This is a genomic window from Aliiroseovarius sp. B-4 (assembly GCF_056857795.1).
Genome location: NZ_JBSXNV010000035.1, coordinates 140679 through 163123, shown reverse-complemented (window position 1 = coordinate 163123; position 22445 = coordinate 140679). Strand labels below are relative to the sequence as shown.

At 58.8% G+C, this 22445-nt stretch carries 22 protein-coding genes; 8 read left to right on the top strand and 14 right to left on the bottom strand.

Translation table 11 applies throughout. From position 1 onward, the window contains the following. Positions 1 to 6: 6 nt before the first annotated feature. The 3 genes from AC13C8_RS08700 to AC13C8_RS08690 are packed head-to-tail and all read left to right on the top strand — an operon-like array spanning position 7 to position 1921. Positions 7 to 786 (top strand): succinate dehydrogenase iron-sulfur subunit, encoded by a 780-nt coding sequence (locus AC13C8_RS08700; RefSeq protein ID WP_091428660.1) that lies wholly within the window; start codon positions 7 to 9, stop codon positions 784 to 786. Next, the gene (locus tag AC13C8_RS08695; RefSeq protein WP_482847057.1) at positions 786 to 1499 is read left to right on the top strand and encodes a ZIP family metal transporter; all 714 of its coding nucleotides are present in this window, start codon (positions 786 to 788) and stop codon (positions 1497 to 1499) included. The genes AC13C8_RS08700 and AC13C8_RS08695 overlap by 1 nt, the downstream gene beginning before the upstream one ends. After that, positions 1496 to 1921 (top strand): hypothetical protein, encoded by a 426-nt coding sequence (locus AC13C8_RS08690; protein WP_482847056.1) that lies wholly within the window; start codon positions 1496 to 1498, stop codon positions 1919 to 1921. The genes AC13C8_RS08695 and AC13C8_RS08690 overlap by 4 nt, the downstream gene beginning before the upstream one ends. Before the next feature lie 3 nt (positions 1922 to 1924). On the opposite strand, the gene AC13C8_RS08685 is transcribed toward AC13C8_RS08690, so the two are convergent. Both AC13C8_RS08685 and AC13C8_RS08680 read right to left on the bottom strand, forming a co-directional pair. Then, on the bottom strand, positions 1925 to 4450 hold the full coding sequence (locus tag AC13C8_RS08685) for an ABC transporter permease (protein WP_482847055.1): 2526 nt from the start codon (positions 4448 to 4450) through the stop codon (positions 1925 to 1927). After that, positions 4447 to 5115 carry an ABC transporter ATP-binding protein gene (locus tag AC13C8_RS08680; protein ID WP_091428651.1) on the bottom strand — a complete coding sequence of 223 codons (669 nt, stop codon included), beginning with the start codon at positions 5113 to 5115 and terminating at the stop codon, positions 4447 to 4449. Before AC13C8_RS08680 ends, AC13C8_RS08685 begins: the two co-directional genes overlap by 4 nt. A 24-nt stretch (positions 5116 to 5139) precedes the next feature. Here AC13C8_RS08680 and AC13C8_RS08675 point away from each other — a divergent pair, with 24 nt between their 5' ends. Together AC13C8_RS08675 and AC13C8_RS08670 are read left to right on the top strand one after the other, a co-directional pair. Further along, on the top strand, positions 5140 to 5796 hold the full coding sequence (locus tag AC13C8_RS08675) for an arylesterase (RefSeq protein ID WP_482847054.1): 657 nt from the start codon (positions 5140 to 5142) through the stop codon (positions 5794 to 5796). Positions 5797 to 6003: 207 nt separating this feature from the next. Next, the gene (locus tag AC13C8_RS08670) at positions 6004 to 6606 is read left to right on the top strand and encodes a response regulator transcription factor (protein ID WP_091428647.1); all 603 of its coding nucleotides are present in this window, start codon (positions 6004 to 6006) and stop codon (positions 6604 to 6606) included. Positions 6607 to 6613: 7 nt separating this feature from the next. Here the strand turns inward: AC13C8_RS08670 and ccoS are convergent, their stop codons facing one another. The 8 genes from ccoS to ccoN all read right to left on the bottom strand — a co-directional run bounded on the left by ccoS (position 6614) and on the right by ccoN (position 14716). Further along, positions 6614 to 6775 carry a cbb3-type cytochrome oxidase assembly protein CcoS gene (gene ccoS / locus AC13C8_RS08665; protein WP_482847053.1) on the bottom strand — a complete coding sequence of 54 codons (162 nt, stop codon included), beginning with the start codon at positions 6773 to 6775 and terminating at the stop codon, positions 6614 to 6616. Positions 6776 to 6778: 3 nt separating this feature from the next. Further along, positions 6779 to 8974 (bottom strand): heavy metal translocating P-type ATPase, encoded by a 2196-nt coding sequence (locus AC13C8_RS08660; RefSeq protein ID WP_482847052.1) that lies wholly within the window; start codon positions 8972 to 8974, stop codon positions 6779 to 6781. 32 nt (positions 8975 to 9006) lie between these two features. Beyond that, positions 9007 to 9492 (bottom strand): FixH family protein, encoded by a 486-nt coding sequence (locus tag AC13C8_RS08655; protein ID WP_482847051.1) that lies wholly within the window; start codon positions 9490 to 9492, stop codon positions 9007 to 9009. Positions 9493 to 9495: 3 nt separating this feature from the next. Further along, on the bottom strand, positions 9496 to 10908 hold the full coding sequence (gene ccoG, locus AC13C8_RS08650; RefSeq protein ID WP_091428636.1) for a cytochrome c oxidase accessory protein CcoG: 1413 nt from the start codon (positions 10906 to 10908) through the stop codon (positions 9496 to 9498). A 372-nt stretch (positions 10909 to 11280) separates the two neighbouring features. Continuing rightward, positions 11281 to 12153, bottom strand: coding sequence for a cytochrome-c oxidase, cbb3-type subunit III (gene ccoP / locus AC13C8_RS08645; RefSeq protein ID WP_091428633.1), 873 nt, complete (start codon positions 12151 to 12153; stop codon positions 11281 to 11283). Continuing rightward, the gene (locus tag AC13C8_RS08640) at positions 12150 to 12362 is read right to left on the bottom strand and encodes a cbb3-type cytochrome c oxidase subunit 3 (RefSeq protein ID WP_091432020.1); all 213 of its coding nucleotides are present in this window, start codon (positions 12360 to 12362) and stop codon (positions 12150 to 12152) included. Before AC13C8_RS08640 ends, ccoP begins: the two co-directional genes overlap by 4 nt. A gap of 12 nt (positions 12363 to 12374) precedes the next feature. Continuing rightward, positions 12375 to 13100: a cytochrome-c oxidase, cbb3-type subunit II gene (ccoO, locus tag AC13C8_RS08635; RefSeq protein ID WP_482847050.1), complete on the bottom strand. Its 726-nt coding sequence runs from the start codon at positions 13098 to 13100 to the stop codon at positions 12375 to 12377. Between the two features lie 14 nt (positions 13101 to 13114). Then, positions 13115 to 14716 carry a cytochrome-c oxidase, cbb3-type subunit I gene (gene ccoN / locus AC13C8_RS08630; protein ID WP_482847049.1) on the bottom strand — a complete coding sequence of 534 codons (1602 nt, stop codon included), beginning with the start codon at positions 14714 to 14716 and terminating at the stop codon, positions 13115 to 13117. 213 nt (positions 14717 to 14929) lie between these two features. Here ccoN and AC13C8_RS08625 point away from each other — a divergent pair, with 213 nt between their 5' ends. Continuing rightward, a complete protein-coding gene (locus tag AC13C8_RS08625) occupies positions 14930 to 15769 on the top strand; it encodes a universal stress protein (RefSeq protein WP_482847048.1) in 840 nt (279 codons plus the stop codon). A gap of 71 nt (positions 15770 to 15840) precedes the next feature. On the opposite strand, the gene fnrL is transcribed toward AC13C8_RS08625, so the two are convergent. Continuing rightward, on the bottom strand, positions 15841 to 16581 hold the full coding sequence (gene fnrL, locus AC13C8_RS08620) for a transcriptional regulator FnrL (RefSeq protein ID WP_482847047.1): 741 nt from the start codon (positions 16579 to 16581) through the stop codon (positions 15841 to 15843). Positions 16582 to 16658: 77 nt separating this feature from the next. On the opposite strand from fnrL, the gene hemN reads away from it, so the two are divergent. Further along, the gene (gene hemN / locus AC13C8_RS08615; protein WP_091428628.1) at positions 16659 to 18014 is read left to right on the top strand and encodes an oxygen-independent coproporphyrinogen III oxidase; all 1356 of its coding nucleotides are present in this window, start codon (positions 16659 to 16661) and stop codon (positions 18012 to 18014) included. A 10-nt stretch (positions 18015 to 18024) separates the two neighbouring features. Here the strand turns inward: hemN and AC13C8_RS08610 are convergent, their stop codons facing one another. After that, positions 18025 to 18795 (bottom strand): alpha/beta fold hydrolase, encoded by a 771-nt coding sequence (locus AC13C8_RS08610; protein ID WP_091428626.1) that lies wholly within the window; start codon positions 18793 to 18795, stop codon positions 18025 to 18027. Positions 18796 to 18873: 78 nt separating this feature from the next. Here AC13C8_RS08610 and AC13C8_RS08605 point away from each other — a divergent pair, with 78 nt between their 5' ends. Beyond that, positions 18874 to 19335: an NUDIX domain-containing protein gene (locus AC13C8_RS08605; RefSeq protein ID WP_482847046.1), complete on the top strand. Its 462-nt coding sequence runs from the start codon at positions 18874 to 18876 to the stop codon at positions 19333 to 19335. Positions 19336 to 19388: 53 nt separating this feature from the next. Here the strand turns inward: AC13C8_RS08605 and AC13C8_RS08600 are convergent, their stop codons facing one another. Together AC13C8_RS08600 and groL are read right to left on the bottom strand one after the other, a co-directional pair. Next, complete coding sequence (locus AC13C8_RS08600) at positions 19389 to 20525, bottom strand: DUF8173 domain-containing protein (protein WP_091428623.1); 1137 nt, start codon at positions 20523 to 20525, stop codon at positions 19389 to 19391. A gap of 244 nt (positions 20526 to 20769) precedes the next feature. Next, complete coding sequence (groL, locus tag AC13C8_RS08595; RefSeq protein ID WP_091428622.1) at positions 20770 to 22410, bottom strand: chaperonin GroEL; 1641 nt, start codon at positions 22408 to 22410, stop codon at positions 20770 to 20772. Positions 22411 to 22445: the final 35 nt, after the last annotated feature.

Genomic DNA, 22445 nt, shown 5'->3' with positions numbered 1-22445 from the left:
CACGATATGGTTCAATTCAGACTTCCGAAGAACTCGACCATCCGCACCGGCAAGACCTGGCCCAAACCCGAGGGCGCGACCAATGTCCGCAAGTTCCAGATTTATCGCTGGACACCGGATGACGGGCAGAACCCGAGCGTCGATACCTATTTCGTCGACATGGACAAATGCGGGCCGATGGTTCTGGACGCGCTGATCAAGATCAAGAACGAGATTGACCCGACACTGACCTTCCGCCGGTCCTGCCGCGAAGGCATCTGCGGGTCCTGCGCGATGAATATCGACGGGATCAATACGCTGGCCTGCATCTATGGCATGGACGAAATCAAGGGCGATGTGAAAATCTATCCCTTGCCGCACATGCCGGTGGTGCGCGACCTGATCCCGGATCTGACGCATTTCTATGCGCAGCATGCTTCGATCATGCCGTGGCTGGAAACCAAGACCAACCGCCCCGCGAAAGAGTGGAAGCAGTCCATCGAAGATCGCAAGAAACTGGATGGTCTCTATGAATGCGTCATGTGCGCAAGCTGCTCGACCGCCTGCCCCAGCTATTGGTGGAACGGTGATCGGTATCTTGGCCCGGCCGCGCTTCTGCACGCCTATCGCTGGATCATTGACAGCCGCGACGAAGCCACAGGCGAGCGTCTGGACGAGTTGGAAGACCCGTTCAAACTTTATCGCTGCCACACCATCATGAATTGCGCCAAGACCTGCCCGAAAGGTCTGAACCCGGCCAAGGCGATCGCTTCGATCAAGAAGATGATGGTCGAACGCACGCTCTGATGGGCGCCATCGTTTATGCGACCCTATTGGCCGCCCTCGCCGGGGCGGCCATTCCTTTGGGGGCGTGGCTGGCAAGGTTCGACCGCATTCTGCCCGGCCCTCTGCGCAACGAAGCCAACCACTGGATCATGGCGTTTGGCGCAGGCGCGTTGTTGTCGGCGGTCGCCCTTGTTCTGATCCCCGAGGGGATCGACCGCGTGCCCGGCCTGTTGGCCCTTCTGCCATTGCTTGCAGGGGCAATTGCGGCACTGGTATCGGATATTGCAATGGCGCATCGAGGAGGTTCCAAGGCGCAGTTCATGGCGATGCTGATGGATTTCATCCCGGAAGCCATCGCCATGGGCGCAATCCTGACAGCCGATCCCGGACTGGCGGTGCTGCTGGCCATCCTGATCGGCGCGCAGAACCTGCCGGAAGGGTTCAATGCAGATCGCGAATTGGCAGCCTCGTCCAAGACACCGCGCAGCAAGCGCCTGTTATTGTTTCTCGCCTTGGTGCCAGCCGGGCCACTTTCCGCGGTTCTGGGCATCACGATGTTCGCCGGATGGCCCGCACTGCTGGGCGTTCTGATGCTGTTCTCGGCGGGTGGCATTCTTTACTTGATGTTTCAGGACATCGCCCCGCAAGTGCCAGTGGAACGACATTGGTCCCCGCCCCTGGGGGCAATTATGGGTTTCGCATTCGGGTTGGGCGGACATATCCTGACTCTATGACAAGGTCTTCCGATACACCTCTGGCGAAGAAGCTCGGCCTGAAGGATGGCCAACGCGTAGCATGGCTGGATCGCCCTGCCGCGCATGACCACCTTGTCACCAGCTGCGCCTTTAGGAGTGCGCGAGCCGTCTCAACCGAGGCCTTAAGCGGCCCGTATGACGTGATCCATATGTTTACAGACAGCCGCAAAGCGTTCGAGACCGCGTTGCCGAAATTGCTCGTCACACTGGACAAGGATGGAATGATCTGGGTCTCTTGGCCCAAGAAAACGTCAAATGTTCCCACCGACATGACCGAGGATGTAATCCGGGAAATCGCGCTGCAAACAACGCTGGTGGACGTAAAAGTCTGCGCGGTGGACGACATCTGGTCCGGCCTGAAACTGGTTATTCGCAAGAAGCATCGTGCGACGCACGGTTAAGGTTCATTCTCGCGCGCGAAGCACCCGCGCGGGACGCGCAGACAGTGGTCGCCAAGCATAGAACAATCCAGCAAGCACCGTGGCAACCACGCCGCCCGAAACAATTGCGATGGCATTGGCGGCATCGAAGACGAACCGTTCTTCCATGATGTAATACGTCACGGCCCACCCCGCCAATCCGCCCGCCAGCACTGCGACCGCCCCCGCCGCCGCACCCAACACCGCAGACCGGATCGCGAAGTTTGCCAAGATAACGGGCCGGGTTGCCCCAAGGGTTTTCATCACCGCGGCCTCGTATGTCCGCGCGCGTTCGCCCGCCGCGGCGGCACCCATCAGCACGACAAACCCAGTCAGCAACGTGGCCAGCGCCCCATAAGTGATCGCGGCAGCCACCTGCCCCATGATCCCCGTCACCTGCGTGATCGCATCGCGCACCGAGATCAATGTGATGTTCGGATACGCCCGGCCAAGGTCGCGCAGGATTGCCGCCTCTCCGGCGGCTTGGGAATAGATTGTCGCGATATAGCTGTGCGGTGCGCCCGCCAACGCCGATGGGTTCATGGTCATTACAAAGCCCATCCCGGCTTGGCTGAAATCGACCTCGCGCAGGCTGGTAATTTTGCCGGTTATGTCACGACCCAGAATGTTGACGGTCAGGCTGTCGCCGATACCGATCCCCATCTCCTCGGCCTCTTCAGCAGCAAAGCTGATCTGGGGCGTGCCTTGATAGTCTTCGGGCCACCATTCCCCGTCCACCACCGTGGAGCGGGTGGGCGTGTCGGAATAGGTCAGACCGCGATCCCCGTGCACAACCCAATGTCCGCCCGCGACTTCGCGCGCAGGACGGTCGTTGATCTTGGTAATCACTCCCCGCAGCATTGGGGCGGTATCGATCCGAGTGACCAGCGGGTCGCCCTCCAATCGGGCTTTCACGCCATCAATCTGGTCGGGTTGGATGTCGACTACGAAAAAGCTGGGAGCCACATCTGGCAGGTCACGTGCAATCGCACCGCGCAGGTTGTTGTCGATCTGCCCCACAGCAGCCAGAACAGCCAAACCCAACCCTAGCGACAGAACGACTGCACCCGCTTCGCCCCCCGGCCCACCCACAGCGCCAAGCGCCATTCGCAGGGTCGGCCAGCCACGCATAGCCTTTCGATGCCCAACCCATCGGGCCGCCCAGCGCACCGCCAACCCGGTCAGAACCAGCGCGGCAAATGCTCCCGCCAATCCAATAAAGCTCCACATCGCAAGGCGGGGCATCCCGGACAGGACCGAGGCAGACCAGATCAGCAGCGCAAGGATGGTCAAACACACCCCGATGAACAACGGGCGCGGCAGGCGGGCGCGGCCCAGTGCGGCATCCCGAAACAACGCCGCCGCCTTCACATCCTCGGTTCGCGCCAGTGGCCACAGTGTGAACAACAATGCGGCCAAAACACCGTATAATGCAGCCTCGGCCAAAGGTCGGGCATAGATCGTGATCTCGGCCGTGATGGGCAGCACTGCCGAGATCACCGGAGCCAAGGCCAACGGCACGACAGCCCCTAGCAGAAGCCCCAAAGACAGCCCAATTACGGTTAACAAGCCGATTTGTAGGAAATATGTCAGAAAGATCGTTAATTTGGATGCCCCCAGCGCTCGTAAGATCGCAATAGTGCTGGTTTTACCGTCCAGATAGGCGCGCACTGCCGCCGAAATACCGACCCCGCCAACCGCTAACCCGGCAAGTCCGACCAGCACTAGGAACGCTCCAAGTTGATCCACCAACCGTCGCATTCCCGGCGCGCCGTTGCGCGCATCCTGCCAGCGTGCACCTTTCGATTCCAGCGTCGGCATCGTGGCGGCGTAAAGCCCATCAAGGTTTTGCTCTGCCTTTAGGCGCATCTTGTAATGGCTGTTGAACAACGTGCCTTCAGTCAACAGACCCGATCCATCCAATGCGATGCGACGCACGATGGTGCGCGGGCCAAGACCAAAACCGCCACTGGCATTGTCGGGCTCCGTGACCAGTTCGGCTGTCAAGACAAACTCGGCATCGCCAAGTTGGAAAGCATCCCCCAAAGACAAGCCCAGCCGTTCGATCAAAAGATTGTCCATCACGGCTCCGGGCAACCCCCGCTGCCCGTCCAGCGCGGCGGACAAGGCTATCGGAGGGTCCAATTCGACCGATCCAACCAACGGATAGGCGTCATCGACCGCTTTGATCTGGGTCAGGGCCCGCTCGTCCCCCACAACCGCCATGGATCGAAAGTCGGCCATCACGGTCATTGCAGCGCTTTCTGATGCCAGCAACGCAGCTTCCGTGTCCTCGGCAAATCGATAGGTGAACGACACCGACGCATCGCCCCCCAGCAAAACCGCCCCTTGCGAGGCCAGTCCCGCCCGAAGTCCTTCGCGCACGCTGCCCACACCGGCAATCGCCGCGACACCCAGCACGAGGCAGGCCAGGAAAATGCGGAACCCACGCATCCCGCCACGCATCTCGCGTCGGGCCAGACGCAAGGCCATGGTCAGCGTCTGCATCATACAAGCACCCCGTCTTGTATCTGAAGGATGCGGTCACAGCGTTCGGCAAGCTCTGGCGCATGTGTCACCAGGATCAGCGTCGCACCATGGCGATCCCGCAGGCCAAACAACAGATCCATGATCGCCGCGCCGGTTTTTCCGTCCAGGTTTCCTGTTGGCTCGTCCGCCAACAGGATTTGGGGGCGCGGGGCGGCAGCGCGGGCCAGTGCCACACGCTGCTGTTCGCCACCAGACATCTGGCTTGGGTAGTGGTCCAGCCGGTGAGACAATCCAACCGCGTTCAATTCTTCCGTTGCGCGCTCAAACGCGTCCGGCGCACCGGCCAGTTCCAATGGGGTCGCCACGTTTTCCAGCGCGGTCATTGTCGGGATCAGGTGGAAAGATTGGAACACCACCCCCATATGATCTCTGCGGAACCGGGCAAGATCGTCCTCGCCCATCGCACTCAGATTCTGACCCAGAACGTTTACCCCGCCGCCGCTGGCCTGCTCCAACCCGCCCAGCACCATAAGGAGAGATGATTTGCCCGACCCCGACGGACCCGTCAGCCCCAATGTCTCGCCCGCGGTAACAGACATGTCTATGCCCTTGAGGATCTCGGTCCGTCCGGCATTATGGCCAAGCGTAAGGCGGGCGTCGGTCAGGGAAATGATCGGCTCTGGCATTGGAAATCCTGTAAGGGGCAAAACATGGTGATATCACGTGGATATGGGGTTTTGACCCGGTTTCTCAAGTGCTTGGCCGCAATCGTGTTGCTGTCGGGGACGGCGCGCGCCAGTGATGTCACGATCCTTGCGTTTGGTGACAGTCTGACCGCCGGATATGGGTTGCCCCAGCAAGACGGGTTCGTGCCCCAGCTTGAGGCATGGCTGAACGATCGTGGCGCAGACGCGACCATCATAAACGGTGGCGTTTCCGGCGACACCACGGCAGGCGGCGCGGCGCGGCTGGGATGGGTTTTGACGGACGACATCGACGTGGTTCTGGTGGCGTTGGGGGCCAATGACATGCTGCGGGGGACCGATCCACAGACGACTTATGCCAATCTCGATGCCATCCTGTCCGAGCTGTCGGCGCGCGATCTGCCCTGCTTGCTGATCGGCATGCCCGGTCCGGCCAATTTCGGCGCGGAGTATAAAACCGAGTTCGAACAGGTGTTCAAGCGGCTGGCGCAGAAATATGATATTCCGCTGTACCCCAGTTTTCTGGCCGGTCTGACCGATGCCGCCGGGTCCGCAAATGGCGCGCTTCAATATTTGCAAGAGGATGGGTTACACCCAACCGCCCAAGGTGTTTCCTTGATCGTTGACGCGTTGGGACCGGTGGTTTTGGACATTCTGCCCTAGTCTCATGGCGTCCTGACCAACTGTCAACACAGCCGCGATCTGTTGCACATTGCGCGGTGCTGTCTGCAAGACCTCACTTTCAGACAGGTTTTGGCCCGAAAACCTATCCCTAGTGACACCTGTTCGTCACCCGTTCGCTGTGCGAATGTTGCGCCCCAAAACCGGTCGTGGCCATGACGGCCACAAATCGCGAAGCGGAGCGCCGCTGTGACAATCCTGTTGGTGACAGAGGACCTTGCCATCCAGCGCAGGTTCACATCTGTTTTGAAACTGGGCGGTGACGTCCCGTTGCGCGTCTGCACGACGATACAAGAGGCCGAAACGCTGCTGCCTCGCATCACTGACCTGCAAGTCCTGGCAGTGGATTTTGGCACGCCGGGTCTTGGCGGGTTGAAAGCAATTACCCGTCTGATCAAAGCCCGCGCAAATGCGAGGGTGGTCCTGTTGATGCACACGCCATCCCTGACCATTGCACGGCAGGCATTGCGCCTTGGTGTGACCGCCTGCATCCCGGCCTTTTTGTCGAATGCAGACCTGAAAGCGGCCCTGAGTTTGGCCAAAGGACACAATGATCTGATCGTCCTGCCACAGGGTAGCATGTTGAAACCCGACAAAGAAAACCTGTTGTCGCGGCGCGAAGAGCAAATATTGGCGCTTTTATGTGACGGTCAGCAGAACAAGGAAATCGCGCATACATTCGGCATTCAGGAAGTGACGGTGAAAATGCATATGCGGTCGGTAATCCGAAAACTCGGTGCTCGAAATCGCACCCATGCAGCAATGATCGCGCGGGATCGCGGAATGGTATGAACCGCCCTTAATCCTCGGGCGGTGCGTCATCCCAACGGTCGCTTAGAATGCGGTGGCTGTCGCCCTCCGGGTCTTCATACTGCTCGCTTTTCAACGTCCAGAAAAACGCAGCCAGCCCCAGGCCGCCCAACAGAAGCGAGACAGGGATAAGGTAGACCAGCACGTTCATCGATCAGCCTTTCTTCAGCCGCAGGGCGTTCAATGACACTGTCACGGACGAGGTTGACATGGCAAGCGCCGCCGCCAATGGGGTTGCCAGCCCGATCAGGGCAATCGGGATCGCAATGGCGTTGTAACCCGCCGCGATGGCAAAGTTTTCCTTGATCCGGCGCGTTGCGGCTTTTGACATGTCGATCGCGCTGGACAGCGGTTCCATCGATTTGCCCAACAGAACAATATCCGACACCACGCGCGCCGCTTCCAACGCCGAGGCTGGCGAGATCGAGACATGGGCAGCTGCCAGTGCAGCGGTATCATTCAACCCGTCGCCAACCATCAGGACCTTCTTGCCCGCCTTACCCAGACGCGCGACATATTCTGCCTTGTCTTCAGGCAATGTGTCGGCTTTCCAGTCTGCGATGCCGACGCGGCCCGCGATATCGGCAACGGCAGCAGGCACGTCACCGGAAATCAGTGTGATACCCATCCCCTTGGCTTTCAGGGCGGTGATGGCGTCAGCCACCCCCGGTCGTAACGCGTCGGTAAAGGTGAAGGCGACCGGATGCGCGCCCGAGACGGACAGGTAGGTTGCCGTCTGCCCAACCGCGTTGGCACCCAGCCATTCCGCACGGCCCAGACGCACGATTTTACCCTGCCAATTGCCTTCGACACCACGACCGGGCACTTCTTGCATCGCTGTCACCTGGGCGGGTTGCACACCCGCAGCACGCACCGCCTGCACCAGAGATTGCGCCAAGGGGTGGCTGGACCCTTCGGCAAGCGCCAATGCGATTTCCAGATCGCAGGACTTGTGGCGGGACAGATCGCCCAATGCAGGCTTGCCCTCGGTCAATGTGCCGGTCTTGTCGAACACCACGTGATCGACTTCGGCCAGTCGTTCCATTGCAGTGGCGGATTTCAGCAGCATGCCTTGCTTGAACAGACGTCCCGACGCCGCTGTGGTCACGGCGGGCACGGCAAGGCCCAACGCGCAGGGGCAGGTGATGATCAGGGTCGCCACTGCAATGTTCATCGCCATGCGCCAGTCACCGGAATACCAGAACCAGAACAGGAACGCCGCAAAGGCCAGCAGGTGCACGACGGGCGCATAGACCGCCGCCGCCTTGTCTGCGAGCGACGTATATTTGTTGCGCGCGGTTTCCGCGATGGCCACCAGATCGGCCATCCGGTGCAAAGAGCTGTCACGGCCGGCCGCTGTCACGCGCACGGTCAGGGGGCCGGTCAGGTTCACCTCGCCCGCCGAGACGATGGTTTCAGGCGCGGCTGCAACCGGCAGGCTTTCCCCGGTCAACAAAGAACGGTCCAGCTCGCTTTCTCCTGTCACGACGATCCCATCCACCGGCACGCGGGCGCCGGGCACCACGCGCACGATGTCGCCGGGTGTCAGATCGGACACGGCCACCTGCTCATCCGCCTGCCCTTTAGCCACGCGGGCGGCACGTGGCACTTCAAGGGCGGCCAGTTCTTCCGCCGCTGATCGTGCAACCGCACGGGTGCGATAATCCAGATACCGGCCCGCCAACAGAAAGAAGGTCAGCGACAGGGCGGCGTCGAAATAAGCGTGCTCGCCCGAATGCATTGTCTCATACAGAGACATGCCCAGCGCCAACAGGATCGCCAGCGAGATCGGCACGTCCATGTTCAGACGCCCCACCCGCAACGCCGACCACGCCGAACGAAAAAAGACCTGGCTGGAAAAACCGATGGTCGGAATCGCAATGGCCGCGCTGATCCAGTGGAACAGGTCACGGGTGGCGTCGGTGGCCCCAGACCAGACAGCAACGCTCAGCAGCATGACGTTCATCATGGCAAAACCCGCCACACCCAGCCGCATCAGCAAGTCCTTGCCCTGCTTGTCTGTCGCGGTCGAGGTCAATTGTCCCGGATCCAGTTCATAGGCTTCGAACCCGATCCCGGTCAGATAATCCGCCAGCGACTGCGCCTCAACGCCCGAATCGACATCGACTGTGGCGCGCTTCAGCGTCAGGTTCACACGGGCCGCGCGCACACCCGGCTGCGCGACAAGGCCGCGTTCGACTCCGGCAATACAGGCTGCACAATAGATTTGTGGCAAAGACAACATGACGCGCTGCGCCTCGTTCCCGTTGCCGCGATAGCCTTCACCTGCTTGTTCTTCCGCAAGCGGGGCCGCAGCGCAGGCTGGGCAGGCAGAGATCGGGGTGGCCATGGGTGAAGTTCCTTGTCCGCAGTCAGTCGGGCCTATCTGGCCGAGACAAAGATCGGAATGCGACGTTGAAAGCTGGTGCCGTCTTCGGCAATCACGTTCAGGCGCAGGTTCCAGTTGCCCTCGCCCAGCTTACCAACCTGCGCCAGATAGGCGCCGCTTGACCCTTGATCGAAGGTTGGTTCCCGATCCTCTTTTACGTGCGTCGCGCGCCCCAAAAGACCATAGACGGACTTGACGGTGACAGCGTCACCTGCCCGATCCTTGATATCCAACACAAGAACCTCTCCGTCCATTTCGGCTGACACGTTCCAGCCCAAGGCCTCTTGGGCCGCTTTCTGGACATCGAATTTCTGGCTGGCGACGTAAGAGTTCTTGGTCTCCAGCCCCGGAAAGGTGGCAATGGCCGAGTATGCCATGAAGAGGTTCACACCAATGATCACAGCAAAGGCCGAGACCACGATGGCCAGAACATGCTTGCCGGTCAGTTCGAACTCTTTCTTGTCCTTTGGATTGGCCATCGCCTAGCGCCCCCTGCCGTTGAATACTGTGTCCACAGACACGCGGTCCCCGGTGATGCCATCGACAATCCAAAGGCGCAATTCGGTGCGCGCCGTGCGTGCCGCTTCGGACCCCGGAGGTGCAACCACATAGACCCGTTGTTTCGCTTCGGTGTCGGGAGGTGCAACCAGAACCAGTTTGTCGCTACCTTCCAACTCGATCACCATATCATTGCCATCGGCAAGCGAGAAGTAGTATGGCCATTCTTCGCCATGCCGGTTGCGCACACCCACGTCATAGGTGTTGCGGATCGCCCCGTCGGACAGCGTGACATACGTCGGATTGCGGACCGGGCGCACCGTCACGTCCACTTTCGGGCGAACGAACAACGCCACGGTCAGGGCGATGCCGACCAGTGCCCAAAGCGAGGTGTAAAGGATCGTGCGCGGGCGCAGCAGGTGTTTGATAACCGGGATTTTCTCGTTCCCGGCACGTTCATAAGCCTCGTCTTTCAGGGCCAGATAGTCGATCAGGCCGCGTGGTTTGCCCACTTTATCCATCATCTCGTCACAAGCATCGATGCACAGGCCGCAAGTGATGCACTCCATCTGCTGCCCATCGCGGATGTCGATGCCCATCGGGCAGACGTTCACGCAGGCATAGCAATCAATACAGTCGCCCAGATCTTCGCGATCCTTGCCCTTCCCGCGCGGCTCACCGCGCCAGTCGCGATAGGCAATCGTGATCGTATCCTCGTCCATCATCGCCGCCTGAATGCGCGGCCAGGGGCAAGCATAGATGCAAATCTGCTCGCGTGCGATACCGCCGAAAACAAACGTGGTCAGGGTCAGCACCAGCACCGTGGAATAGGCCAACGGATGTGCATTCCCAGAGACCAGATCGACCAAAAGCGTCGGCGCGTCCGCGAAATAGAACACCCATGCCCCGCCGGTCGCGACCGCGATCATGATCCAGAGGGTGAACTTGATCAGACGTTTGCGAATTTTCTCGGCGTTCCAGTTCTGACGATGCAGGCGCAGGCGTGCGTTGCGATCGCCTTCGACCCAGCGTTCAACAAGGATGAACAGATCGGTCCATACCGTTTGCGGACAGGCGTAGCCGCACCAGACACGCCCGGCGGCTGACGTGAACAGGAACAACCCAAGCCCTGCCATGATCAAAAGGCCCGCGATGAAATAGAACTCGTGCGGCCAAATCTCGATCCAGAAGAAATAGAACCGGCGGTTGGCCATATCCACCAATACCGCCTGATCAGGCAGGTTCGGCCCACGGTCCCAACGTATCCATGGCGTCAGGTAATAGATACCCAGTGTGATCCCCATGATCCACCATTTCAAACTGCGAAACGCGCCCTTCACCCGCTTTGGGAAAATTGGCTCGCGCGGGGCGTAAAGCTGTTCGGGGGCGTCAGACATGGACGGATTCCAATCCTGATTTTCGGGTTGATCTTGGAACTAAGAACTATTCTACATTGCAGCCTTGATGTGGATCAAAGATTTTGACCGGGCCGTTCATGGGTTATGTGATTAGTCATTGATTATTATCAAGTTTCCATAATGTCACAGCGCCATCCCGTCGCAGCCGGTCAATTGGCCGCACCCAGAATGCAACCTGCTGCGGCCCGTTGCCTTTGAAACGATCCCGCACGCATGAAAAAGCCCGGTCGCTTTCAGGCAACCGGGCTTTCGATAAGGTGGCACCGACCCCGGAGAAACGCGCGAACAGGATCAGGGGTCGGTGCCGTTGACCGGGGAGTGAGGCCCCGGAACTTTTAGTTGGCCGATGGCTTACTCGCCGCCGCCCAACTGGTGAACATACGCGGATACCGCGTTGATCTGACTTTGACTCAGCTTGCCGCTCCAGGCAGGCATCACACCGAACGGGCCGGTGGCCACGACCTCGGTAATCGCTTCTTCGCTGTCGCCATACAGCCAGATGGCATCCGTCAGGTTGGGTGCCCCTTGGGTGCGATCGCCGGTGCCGTCGTCCTTGTGGCAAGCGGAACAGTTGTCGGCGAACAAGGTTTCCCCACCCGCCGCCAGTGCCATATCGGCATCGGGCTTGGTAACGGGCGACAGCGACATCACATAGTTGACCACCTGCGTGATTTCTTCATCGCTCAGATAATCGTCACCGAAGGCGGGCATCTCGGAATACCGGGTGTCTTCGTCATCTTCCGAGCGAATGCCGTGCTGAAGGGTCAGTTGAATATCTTCGATCGTGCCACCCCAAAGCCAGTCATTATCCAACAGGTTGGGATAGCCGACGTTGCCGGCAGCACCCGAGCCGTGACATTGCGAACAGAAGGTTGTGAATGTCGCTCGACCGGACTGAATTGCATAGTTGTGCAGATCGGTGCCTTGTTCCAACGTAGTCAGGTCAACCGAAGCCAACTGGGTTTCCAACTCACTGTTCATGGCCTTGAAGCGGTCGATTTCGGCTGCGACTTCCGCACGCGTAGAATAACCCAGATAACCCGCGGTGGCCCCTTTGATCAGCGGCCAGGCAGGATAGGCGATGGTATACCAAACACCCCAGATGATGGTCAGATAGAACACCCAGACCCACCAACGTGGCAGTGGGTTGTTGAACTCCTGGATACCGTCCCATTCGTGGCCGGTCGTCTCGACCTCTTTCTTTTCAACAGGTTTTTTACTCATTGCCGCAACTCCCTTTGAGCTGAGCTCCCGGATGTGTCCCGGTCACCGGCAGGTTTGTCTTCGTGGCGGAAGGGGATGTTGGCCGTATCATGATGAACCTTGCGGCCGCCTGGACGAAACGCCCAGACAACAACACCAAGGAAAAAGATGAACATGGCCAAAAGCACCCAGCTGTCAGCGAATTGGCGGAGCACAGAATAGGTGTCCATCATCCCAGCTCCTTACCGGCTCGGGTCAGGCGTGAAGGTCGAGAAATCGACCAACGTGCCCAACATTTGCATATAGGCGATCAGGGCGTCCATTTCCGAAACACCGGGCGCACCATCGAAGTTGCGCACTTGCGCCTTCGGATAACGTGCCAGAAGGCCATCGTAGTCGCTGTCAGGGTCGGCCTGCGCCAGCCAATCGGCTGCGGCGTTTTCCATCTGCTCGTCGGTGTAAGGCACACCAACGATCTGATTGGCTCTCATCAGGTCCTCGATATATGTCGGCTCGATCAAACGATCGGCCAAGAAGGCATATTTCGGCATGACCGATTCAGGCACGACCGACTGTGGATCTTTCAGGTGATCCACATGCCATTCGTCCGAGTAACGGCCGCCGACGCGCGCAAGATCAGGCCCGGTCCGCTTTGATCCCCACTGGAACGGGTGGTCATACTGACTTTCAGCAGCCAGCGAGTAGTTACCATAACGCTCTACTTCGTCGCGCATCGGGCGGATCATCTGCGAGTGGCAGACATAGCAGCCTTCGCGGATATAGATGTTCCGACCCTCAAGTTCGAGCGGCGAGTAGGGGCGCATGCCCTCTACGTCCTCGATCGTGTTCTCGAGGTAGAAAAGCGGTGCGATCTCTACGATACCACCCACGGAGACAACCAGAAGGCTACCGACCAGAAGAAGTGTTGCGTTCTTTTCCAGAACGACGTGTTTGTCGAGAATTCCCATGGGTCCTTCCCTCCTTATTCTGCCGGAGCCGTTTGAGCGTCACTGGCAGTTTCCGCTGCCGGCGAACGCTTAACGGTCATCCAAAGGTTGTAGCACATGATCAGGGAACCCGAGAGGAACAGAACCCCTCCCATCGCGCGCACCACATACATCGGGAACTTGGCGGCAACGGTGTCGGCGAACGAGTTCACAAGGAAGCCTTGTGCGTCAACTTCTCGCCACATCAGACCTTCCATGATACCAGTCACCCACATCGACGCGGCGTAGAGCACGATACCGATGGTGGCGAGCCAGAAGTGCCAGCTGACCAATTTCAGGCTGTAAAGACCGGCGCGGTTCCACAGTTTGGGGACCAGGAAATAGAGCATCCCGAAGGTGATCATCCCGTTCCAGCCCAACGCGCCAGAGTGCACGTGACCAATGGTCCAGTCTGTGTAGTGTGACAGCGAGTTCACGGCGCGGATCGACATCATCGGACCTTCGAAGGTCGACATGCCGTAAAAGCCGATCGACACAACCATCATGCGGATGACCGGGTCGGTGCGCAGCTTGTCCCAAGCGCCCGACAAGGTCATCAGGCCGTTGATCATGCCACCCCAGCTGGGCATCCACAGGATAACCGAGAACACCATACCAAGGGTCGATGCCCAATCCGGCAACGCGGTATAGTGCAAGTGGTGCGGACCCGCCCAGATATACAGGAAGATCAACGCCCAGAAGTGGATGATCGACAGTTTATAGCTGAACACCGGCCGCTCGGCCTGTTTCGGCACGAAATAATACATCATCCCCAGGAACCCCGCCGTCAGGAGGAAGCCCACAGCGTTGTGCCCATACCACCACTGAACCATGGCGTCTTGAACACCTGAAAACAACTGAACAGATTTTGCACCGAAAATCGACACCGGGATCGACAGGTTATTCATGACATGCAACAGGGCAATGGTGACAATGAACGCAAGGTAGAACCAGTTGGCCACATAAATATGCGGTTCTTTGCGCTTCATCAGCGTCCCCAAGAACACGAGCAAATAGCTCACCCAGACAATTGTCAGCCAGATATCAACATACCATTCAGGTTCCGCATATTCTTTTGATTGGGTCGCCCCCAAAAGATATCCGGAGGCCGCCAGCACGATGAACAACTGGTATCCCCAGAACACAAACCACGCCAGATTGCCGCCCCAAAGGCGCGCACCTGACGTTCGCTGAACGACATAAAACGACGATGTGATCAAGGCTGTCCCACCAAACGCGAAAATCACCGCTGACGTATGCAGCGGCCGCACGCGTCCGAAGTTCAGATACCCTTCGGCCCAGCCGAAGTTAAGGCTTGGAAAGGCCAACTGAAACGCGATAAACGTCCCAACCAGAAAGCCAACCGCGCCCCAGAAGGCGGTCAACGCGACGCCCACGCGCACGGGGCCATCCATATAGCCGGTTGCGACCGCCTTCTTTTCACCCACCGTGCGGAGTGAAAAGACAAACAGGCCCGCCGCGATCAACACTACCAGGATTGCGTGTACCTGATAGGCGATGTCGCGGGCATAACTTGCAGCAATCGCGGCCAACACTGCGATGAGGCCGTAGATCGCCAATTTGAGATAATCCCACATTTTGCGTCCCTTCGTCTTATGTCCTACCCCCCTCCCACGACCGGATGGGGGCACTGTTCGACTTTTGTGGGTTTGGACCTATCCCTTCAAGCCTGCTTTGATCCATATCAAAACAACCCACTCACCGCAGAAAAACCCTGATTGACCCATGTCAAAGCGTCGCAGGCGCGACAGGGGCACGCTGCGCATCAGGCCAAATCGGAGGGCAAACTGATGAATTACCGAACCGTGACCACTATCGTCACTGACACCACCCATTGCAAAGGATCACTCGAAGCCGCCAAGGCGGTCGCCATTCAGCACGATGCCCATCTTGAGGTGCTGTGTCTTGGTATCGACCGGTCCCAACAGGGTTTCTATTACGCGGGGGCCTCGGCCATGGTTGTGCAGGACAATCTGGCGCAAGCCCGCGAAGACGCCATGGAGCTTGAGACGTTTGCCCGCCGGTCACTGACCGCTCATCCCTTGCCCTGGTCAAGTGATGCGCTGACTGCACAGATGGTGGCACTGAATGGTGCCATCGCACATCGGACGCGGTTTTCAGATCTCGTCGTCATGCCGCGGCCTTATGGCGAAGGTCGGGGTCACGACGCCGAAGCCATTGTCGAAGCTGCGTTGTTTGATGGCAATGTTCCGGTGCTGGTGATGCCCGACAACGCGGAATTTCCGCAAGCCGTCGGCAATGTCGTAGTCGCATGGAACGAAAGTCCGGAAGCCTTGCGGGCGGTACGCCAGGCGCTGCCGTTCCTGCGTCAGGCCGACTCGGTCTCCATCGCCATCATCGACCCGCCGCAGCACGGGCCAGAGCGGTCTGATCCCGGCGGGGCACTCAGCCAATTGCTTGCGCGGCATGGCGTGCGGGCCGAGGTCTGCGTGCTGGCCAAGACCATGCCACGCATCTCGGATGTCCTGAACAGACATGCGCGTGACCGCGATGCGGATATGATCGTCATGGGGGCCTATGGGCATTCGCGGTTCCGCGAGTCGATCTTAGGTGGTGCGACACGTCACATGCTGGAAGTGGCCGATCTGCCGATCGTCCTCGCCCACTAACATCATCGACAAAGAAAAGGGTGCCGGCATCGGCGCCCTTGATGTTTTCGACCTGTTCGTCGCGTCAAGTCTCAGGTGATCGGGGCACCATCCACATCGTCGCCAGTCTCGGCGATAAGCGCCTGTAGATCGGGAATAATGACCCTGCGCTTGCCCTGAAGCTCGATTACTCCGGATTTTTTCAACGCCGACACCTGACGACTCACGGTTTCCAGAGTCAGACCAAGGTAATCCGCCATCGATTCGCGCGTCAGTGGTAATTCAAAGCTCATCCCATCATGCGGCGGCTTCTTATACAAAGAGGCATCCCTGCGCGCCAGAATGGCCAGCAAACTGGCAATCTTTTCGCGCGCCGTCTTGCGACCCAGCACCAGCATCCATTCACGCGCGCTGTCCAACTCGTCCAACGTCATCTGCAACAGACGCGTGCCAATGGCCGGTGTCTTCTCCATCATATCTTCAAACGGTTTTTTGCGGAAACAGCACAGCGTCAGATCCGTGACAGCCACAACATCGAAAGGGGCCGCATCACGACCCGGCCGCCCGATGAAATCCGAGGGAAGCAACAGGCCGACCATCTGCGTGCGCCCGTCCTCCATGGTCTGGCTAAGCGTCGCAATACCACTGACAACGCTGGACACGAACTCCATCGGATCACCGGACCAGATCACCGGCTGACCCGCTTCGAAGGTTCGATAATATTTGATCGCGTCAAGCTGCTCCAATTCGTCAGGTTGGCACCGCGCGCACACGGCGCGGTGGCGAATTGGGCAACTGCCACAATCACGGGTGTTAAAGCGGAGTTCGTTCATTATTATTTCAACAAGAGATGTGTCTTGTTTGATCCTGATCAAAGTTGGGCGCGCGTTTGTCATCCAAACCTATGCGAATGCAGACCACTACGCAACTCAAACGCCTCGGTCTTTTTGACGCGCGCGTGCCCCGCTACACCAGCTACCCGACCGCCCCGCATTTCAAGGCGGGAATCGGCGCTGAAACCCTGTCAGACTGGATCAGCGCAATCCCCGCGAATGAGGCAGTATCGCTATACGTGCATGTTCCGTTCTGCCGGCGTCTGTGCTGGTTCTGTGCTTGCCGCACCCAAGGCACAACCACAGCAGAGCCGGTCGCGGCCTATGTGAACAGTCTGAAACAAGAGCTTGCGACGATCAAAGATCTGCTCGCCGACGGGATCAAACTGGAGCATCTGCATTGGGGCGGCGGGACACCGACCCTGTTGCAGCCCGAGATGATCAGCGATCTGACCAATGCGATTCTGACCACCGCGCCACTGGCGCCCGGTGCGCAATTCTCGGTCGAGATCGACCCGTCCGAGATTGATGACGCAAGGTTGGATGCGCTGGCGGCGGCGGGGATGAACCGGGCCTCGATCGGGGTGCAGGATTTCGACCCGATGATTCAAGAGGTTATCGGCCGCCCACAAAGCTATGAAATCACCAAACAGGCCGTGGACGGCCTGCGCGCGCGTGGCATCAACAGCCTGAACATGGATATCCTGTATGGTTTGCCGCACCAAAACACGGCGCGTATCACGGATTCGGTCGAAAAGCTGATCAGCCTTGGCCCCGACCGGGTGGCACTGTTCGGCTATGCCCACGTCCCATGGGTGGCACGTCGTCAGACCCTTATTCCGACCGAGGCATTGCCATCCGCCGAAGAACGGCTAGAGCTTTACAACACCGCCCGCGATCTGTTCATTGCCGCCGGTTATGACGAGATTGGCATCGACCACTTCGCCCTGCCCTCGGACGGTCTGGCCAAGGCCCATAAGGCCGGAACCATGAAGCGGAACTTCCAAGGCTATACCGAAGATGTGTCAAAGGTGATGATCGGTGTGGGTGCCAGCTCGATCGCGCGTTATCCGCAAGGTTATGCACAAAACGAGCCTGCCACGTCGAAATATCAAGCCGCCGTGCGTGACGGTCGCTTGGCGGGCGCAAAAGGCCACGTCTTTACCAAGGATGACCTTGCCCGTGGTCGCGTAATCGAAGAGCTACTGTGCTATTTCCGCGTCAATTTCGCCAAACTGGCGGAAGAATTTGCCCGCCCTGTCGATGACTTTCTGTCCATGGTCGATGGATTGGAACAGGCGATGCCGGGCACCACCGTCCTTGACGGAACCATGCTTTCCATTCGGCCCGAAGCACGCCCTGTCGCCCGCATGATCGCACGGCATTTCGATGATTACGAGATGAATGAAAGCGGCCACAGCCAGGCGGTTTGATCGCCCTGCACTAACGGTCCTTGCGCAGGGTGCGGTTGCGGTATCCCGCTTCGGTGGCGATGTCATCCAACACCTGCGCCAAGGTCAGGTCGTGATCGAACTTGCCGTTCTTCAAGAATTCCGTGACCTGCGCGATCACCAAAGGGTTCACCATCATGAACGTATGTGTCACGGGCAGAACGATATGGTCGTTCATGCCGCTGATCCGCGTATTGTCCACCGACACTTTGCCATCATCTTCGCCGTCGATCACCGCTGAATAGATCGGGTTCAGGGACCGATTGCCTGCGATAACACCCAGTTCGAAGGCTGCATAGCCGGTGCGGTTGGGCACCGAATCCTCGCCGGTGCCAAGTTGCAACCCCGCTGGCCCGTTCAACCATTCAAATGGCTCAAGATCTCCAAATGCATCGACCAGTTGCGACCCCTGATTGGGCGGGGCCATCATCACCACACGTCCCATATTGGCAGGGCGATTATCCTGCAACCAGACGCGCGCAAGGATACCACCCATCGAATGGGTCACGAAATTCACTTTCTGATCGCCACAGGCCTCCAACGCAGGCGGGATAGCGGCTTCGACCAACACCCCAATTTCAGCCTTGGTCGACGGGTAGCCCAAATTGACCACGTCATAGCCCGCAACGCGCAGGCTTTCTTCCATCACCCACAAGGATGACGGCGTTCGCGCGAGACCGTGCAAAAGGATAACGCACTCCGCCCGCGCGGGCGCGGCAAGCGCGGTGGCAAATCCAAGGGCAAGGGTCAATGTTCTGATCATATCGGATAAATACGCATCACACCGGCAGGATGCGAGAGGCGGCTTGTCACAGGGAGGTGGATAAGCAAATCTTGGCGCATGTCGATTTCGTTCAAAACGCCCCGATTGGCTGTGCGCGGCCTGATCCTGCATGAGAACCGCCTGTTGATGGTCAATGCCTACGGCGGCGGCGTGTCAGACCTGCTGTGCCTGCCCGGAGGCGGGGTCGAGCCGGGTGCGAGCCTGCCAGACAACCTGATCCGCGAAGTGCATGAGGAAACCGGTCTGACCATTTCTGTCGACGCCCCCGCGCTGGTGAACGAGTTTCATGACCCCGGCACCGGTTTCCACCAGGTTGAGATTGTCTTTCACTGTCAGTTAAAATGCGGGCGTCTCGATCCTGCATGGCAAGACCCAGAGGCGATCGTGACGGACCGAAAATGGGTCAGCCGGGATCAGATCGCTGGGCTGCACGTCCGCCCGCTATCCTTGCCTGATCTGGCTTGGGGCGATGCACAGGTCGCTCCATCTTATGACGCTTTGGAAGCCATTGTCAGATAAGAAACGCCCCCGGCAACTTGCACTGTCAGGGGCGTTGTCAGTTTCAGATCAGGTCAGCGCACTTCGGTATAGAAGCCCGGCGCAAACCAGCGGATAATTAACGCCCCGGCCCCGGTAACGGAGACAGCCAGTGCGGCGATCCAACCGATAAACGGGATCATAGCCAGGATCGTGATCGACACCGCGCCCACAAGTGCCGCGACTGCGCGTTCCCCCAGTGTTTCCGGAAGCGGGCGGTTGGCTGCGCCCAACATCCCAACGCCAAGAATATAGGTGCCAATCACATAGCCTGCGATGCCCAAGAGGATTGCCAAGACGATGGAGACGGGAATCAACAGGATACCGAACCCAGTCATGGCAAGCAGGAACAGGGATCCGGCCAGCGCCGAAATGGTCAGAAAGCCCATCCAAAGCGCGCGGGCAGGTGTTTCCAAAGTGCGCAACCGCAACGCAAGAAGGAATGTCGGTGCGAGTGCCGCAATCAGAGTAACCACCGCTGTCAGAATCAGGATTGCCGTGATCTTGCCACCCAGCCATGCCCCCCAGCCAGAGCCGGATCTCTCAATCGTAGCCCCGCCTTCGGGATCAGCGCTGGCGTCAAACTCGTCGACATTGTGCCGCTCGATCCGGTCTTCGGGGGCCACGCTGTCTGGGATTTCAATGCCGTTCGGATCATCGGAATACAGGTAAAGCGTGCCTTCTATCCGGGCATCATCTCCAAAGCTGATGTTATCAACCGAGAAGCTGGCGTCACCAGCAATCACGCCTGTCAACAGGATGTTTTCGGCCGCCACCAAGGCGCTGTCGCCAACGGCTCCGTTGATCTCAATCCGTTGGGCGGCGGCGCGCAGGTCGCCTGCGACATCATCATTGACCAGAACCGTATCGCCCAGCAGGTGCGCGTCACCGCCGACACCGCCGGAAACATTTACGTTCATCCCGGCGGCATAAAGACTGTTCCCCACGGGTCCCGAGATTGACACCGAGCGGCCACCGGCATGGGCGCTGCCTTCAATCGGTGCGGACACCACAACCGTGTTGCCTGCGATGAACACGTCGTCCACCGCGTCACCTGTCAGGGTCACGTTGTCCCCGGCCATATAGGCGTCGTTGCCGAAGCGATAAACCTCTTGCGCGGTGGCAGGCACAGCCAGAAGGGTCACGAAAAGAAGGATGAAGGATCGAAGCATGGCAGTCCCCGCCAAATGGTTATGTTACACCCATTAACATACAGGGTGCTTCAACCTTTTGTAAGGGGTCAGCATGAAAATTCCACCACAAAGAAAAGGGCGCCCGAAACGAGCGCCCTTCAAATATCATGGTTGGCATTCAACAGATTGGCCTTGCGGCCAATCACCTGTCGCCGGGTAGCTTTCGGCAGATTGGCCTTGCGGCCAATCGCCTGTCGCAATCGAATTCCTAGCGGAATTCGATTTACATCATGCCGCCCATGCCGCCCATGTCGGGCATTCCGCCACCACCCTGGCCTTCTTTTTGCGGCTTGTCGGCCACCATGGCTTCGGTGGTGATCAGCAAACCAGCGATCGAGCCGGCGTCTTCCAACGCGGTGCGTGTGACTTTGGCCGGGTCAATGACACCGAACTTGAACATGTCGCCATATTCCTCGGTCTGGGCGTTGAAACCGAAGGTCACATCGTCGCTTTCACGGACTTTGCCAGCAACCACGGCACCGTCAACTCCCGCGTTCTCAGCGATCTGGCGCAGCGGAGCTTCCAAAGCGCGCTGGACAATGCTGATACCTGCGTCCTGATCGGCGTTCTCGCCTTTCAGACCTTTCAGCGTCTTGCCAGCCTGCACCAGAGCAACACCACCCCCAACGATCACGCCTTCTTGCACGGCCGCACGGGTCGCGTTCAGGGCATCGTCAACGCGGTCTTTGCGCTCTTTCACTTCTACTTCGGTCATGCCACCCACGCGGATCACGGCAACACCGCCTGCCAGCTTGGCAACGCGCTCTTGCAGCTTCTCACGGTCGTAGTCCGACGTGGTTTCTTCGGCTTGGGTGCGGATCTGAGCGACACGCGCTGCGATCTCGGCCTTCTCGCCAGCACCGTCGACGATGGTCGTTTCGTCTTTGGTGATCTGGATTTTCTTGGCCGAACCCAGCATGTCCATGGTCACGCTTTCAAGCTTCATGCCCAGATCTTCCGAGATCACTTGACCACCGGTCAGGATCGCGATGTCTTGCAGCATGGCCTTGCGGCGATCACCGAAGCCCGGCGCTTTGACAGCAGCGATTTTCAGGCCACCACGCAGCTTGTTGACGACCAGGGTTGCCAGCGCTTCGCCTTCAACATCTTCAGCGATGATCAGCAGCGGTTTTTGCGACTGAATGACCGATTCAAGCAACGGCACCATAGGCTGAAGCGAAGACAGTTTCTTTTCGTGCAGCAGAACAAGGCAGTCGTCCAACTCGGCGATCATCTTGTCAGGGTTGGTGACGAAATAGGGCGACAGGTAGCCACGGTCAAACTGCATACCTTCAACAACTGTGGTTTCGGTTTCGAGGCCTTTGTTTTCCTCGACCGTGATCACGCCTTCGTTGCCGACTTTCTGCATCGCGTCTGCGATCTGACGGCCGATTTCAGCTTCGCCGTTGGCCGAGATGGTGCCAACCTGTGCCACTTCGTCGGAGTCTTTAACTTCGCGAGCCATCTCTTTCAGGCTCGAAACAACCTTGGCAACAGCAGTATCAATACCGCGCTTCAGGTCCATCGGGTTCAGACCAGCGGCAACCTGCTTCAGACCTTCGCGAACAATCGCTTGGGTCAGAACGGTGGCCGTGGTGGTGCCGTCACCGGCTTCGTCATTTGTGCGGCTGGCGACTTCTTTCACCATTTGCGCGCCCATGTTTTCGAACTTGTCCTCAAGCTCGATTTCTTTGGCGACCGTCACACCGTCTTTGGTGATGCGGGGGGCGCCGAACGATTTGTCAAGAACCACGTTGCGGCCTTTCGGGCCAAGGGTCACTTTGACAGCGTCAGCGAGGATATTGACGCCACGCAGCATTGCGTTGCGGGCATCGGTGTCGAACTTTACGTCCTTAGCAGCCATTTAGCTTACTCCTGGAAATACGTGTAAATCGGTCA